3 protein-coding genes are annotated in these 2,259 nt (G+C 71.2%); all 3 read right to left on the bottom strand.

All coding sequences use genetic code 11. The features are described from left to right. The coding region (locus tag AX685_RS19675; protein WP_156445951.1) for a glycosyltransferase at positions 1-283 on the bottom strand (283 nt) is incomplete at its 3' end. Positions 284-339: 56 nt separating this feature from the next. After that, positions 340-1,017 carry a ligase-associated DNA damage response endonuclease PdeM gene (gene pdeM, locus AX685_RS19670; protein WP_066491831.1) on the bottom strand — a complete coding sequence of 226 codons (678 nt, stop codon included), beginning with the start codon at positions 1,015-1,017 and terminating at the stop codon, positions 340-342. Between the two features lie 46 nt (positions 1,018-1,063). Continuing rightward, positions 1,064-2,259 (bottom strand): glycosyltransferase (locus AX685_RS19665; RefSeq protein ID WP_156445950.1); only part of this gene is annotated, 1,196 nt, incomplete at its 5' end.

The raw sequence follows: 2,259 nt of genomic DNA, 5'->3' as shown, positions 1-2,259 counted from the left end.
GGATGCCGCAGCCCAATGCCCCGCCATAGCCCGCGATCGGCGCATGAACGACGCGCGCGCCCGCCGCCTGCGCGATCGCGATCGACCCGTCGGTACTGCCGTTGTCGGACACCAGCACCTCGCCCACGATGCCGGCACGTTCGAAATAGCCGACCGCCTTGCGGACGCAGGTCGCAATCGTCTCGGCTTCGTTGAGGCACGGGATCAGGATCGTGAACTCGATCGTGGGCGCGGCGCCGTCCACCGTGTCCGGCCGTCCGCCCTCTTGTGCCAGTCCCTGCATCGCCTACCCCCCTGTCGGTTGGAAGCGGGGCTAGACCCGTGATGGTTAAGTCATCGCTAAGCCGCCAGCGGGAAGCGCAGCAGGCGGTTGTCGATCGGGATCAGCGCCTCCGCGATGCCGCCGGTGGCGCGCAGGATTTCGGGGTGGGTGACGTCCAGTCCCCCGGTCAGCGCGCCGAAGGCGGGGAAGATCAGCTTGTGCGCCGTCGCCACGAAGCAGCGCCGCGACACCAGCTTGCCGCGCACGCGCACGCGCAGCTTGGGGTGGAAATGCCCCGACAGTTCGGGGCGCGGGTCGGCCGGGTCGGCTTCGTGGCGCAGCAGCACGCCGTCCACCCACGCCTCGTCCGTCACCGCCCCGCCGCAGCGGTCGGCGATCGCGCGGTCATGGTTGCCGGCGATCCATGTCCAGCGCGTCCGCGCGGTCATCGCGGTCAGCAGCGCGCGCGCGGCGGCGGGCAGCCGGTCGCACCCGGCGCTGTCGTGAAAACTGTCGCCCAGGCACCACACCTCCGTCGCGTCGGTCGCACGGACCAGCGCGTCGAGCGCGGTCAGCGTCGCGATCGAATCATACGGGGGCAGCATCTGCCCGCGCGCCCCGAACCAGCTGGCCTTTTCCAGATGGAGGTCGGCGACCAGCAACGCGCGCCGCGCCGGCCAGAACAGCGCGCCGTCGGGCAAGGCGTGCCAGGCATGCCCCGCAAAGGAGAGGTCGGCGAACGGAACGGGAACCATTCCGTTCGCCATGCCGCAACCCGGCCCGGCGATCAATGGCGCACGGTCAATGGCTTGCGGCCGGGCCTGCGGGGGTGGGGCCGCCGTCGACGCGGCCCGACCGCTCCAGCTTGCCCCAGCCGACGATCCGCCCGCGCACCGCCGCGGAAATCGCACGGATGACCACCCCGTACATGATCTGGCGATAGACCAGCCGCTGCGCGACCAGCAGATGGGCGGGGTAGCGCAGCTTCTTGCCGTCCAGCCGGTACGCCAGCCACCCGCACAGCACGTCGATCGTGGTGAACGCCGCCCAGTAGAGGCCCATCGTGCCGACGTCGCCGGCGGTCTGCGCCCAGCCATGCTGCGCGACGCGCATCGACGTGCCGACGATCGACAGGATCAGCGCCAGGTCGATCAGCGGGGAGATCGCCGCGAACAGGATCTGGAACAGCCACGCCTGCGGCATCCCGACCAGCGCCAGCCCCGACGGCTTGCGCCGCCACAGCACCGCGCGATGCTTCCACAGGCATTGCAGCGTCCCGAACGCCCAGCGGAACCGCTGCCGGGCGAGCGCGCGGAAGCTTTCCGGCGCCTCGGTCCAGGCGACCGCCGCCGGATCGTAGGTGACACGCCAGCCCGCGCGCTGGATCGCGATCGTCATGTCCTGATCCTCGGCCAGCGTATCCTCGGGATAGCCGCCGACCTCGTCCAGCGCCGCGCGCCGCCATGCGCCGACCGCGCCGGGCACCACCGTCATCGCATCGAAGCCGGCCAGCGCGCGGCGTTCCAGGTTCTGCGCGGTGATATATTCGATCGCCTGCCAGCGGGTGACCAGGTTCACGCGGTTGCCGACGCGGGCATCGCCCGCCACCGCGCCGATCCGCGGGTCGGCGAACCATCGTGCCAGCCGGCGGATCGTGGCGGGTTCGAACTGCGTATCGGCGTCCAGCGCGATGACGACGTCGCCGCGCGCCTGCTGCAGCGCGCGGTTGAGCGCCGCCGCCTTGCCGCCGTTGGCCAGCGTCAGCAATTCGACGCGCGGATCGCCGTCGAACGCGGCGGCGACGAGCTCGCTGGTGGCATCGCTCGATCCGTCGTCGGCGACGATCACCTGCAACGCCGGATAGTCGCTGGCCAATACCCGCGTGACCGAGGCGACGATCACCCGCTCCTCGTTGAAGGCGGGGATGATCACCGACACGCTGGGCGTATAGGCTGGCGGCTCGGCGCGCTTGCGGCGCGCCTGGATCCACGCCAGCC

This window comes from Sphingomonas sp. CCH9-F2, from assembly GCF_001556735.1.
In the GTDB taxonomy this organism is placed as follows: domain Bacteria; phylum Pseudomonadota; class Alphaproteobacteria; order Sphingomonadales; family Sphingomonadaceae; genus Sphingomonas; species Sphingomonas ginsenosidimutans.
The sequence above is the reverse complement of the archived record's forward strand: the minus strand, read 5'-3'. Positions and strand labels throughout refer to the sequence as shown.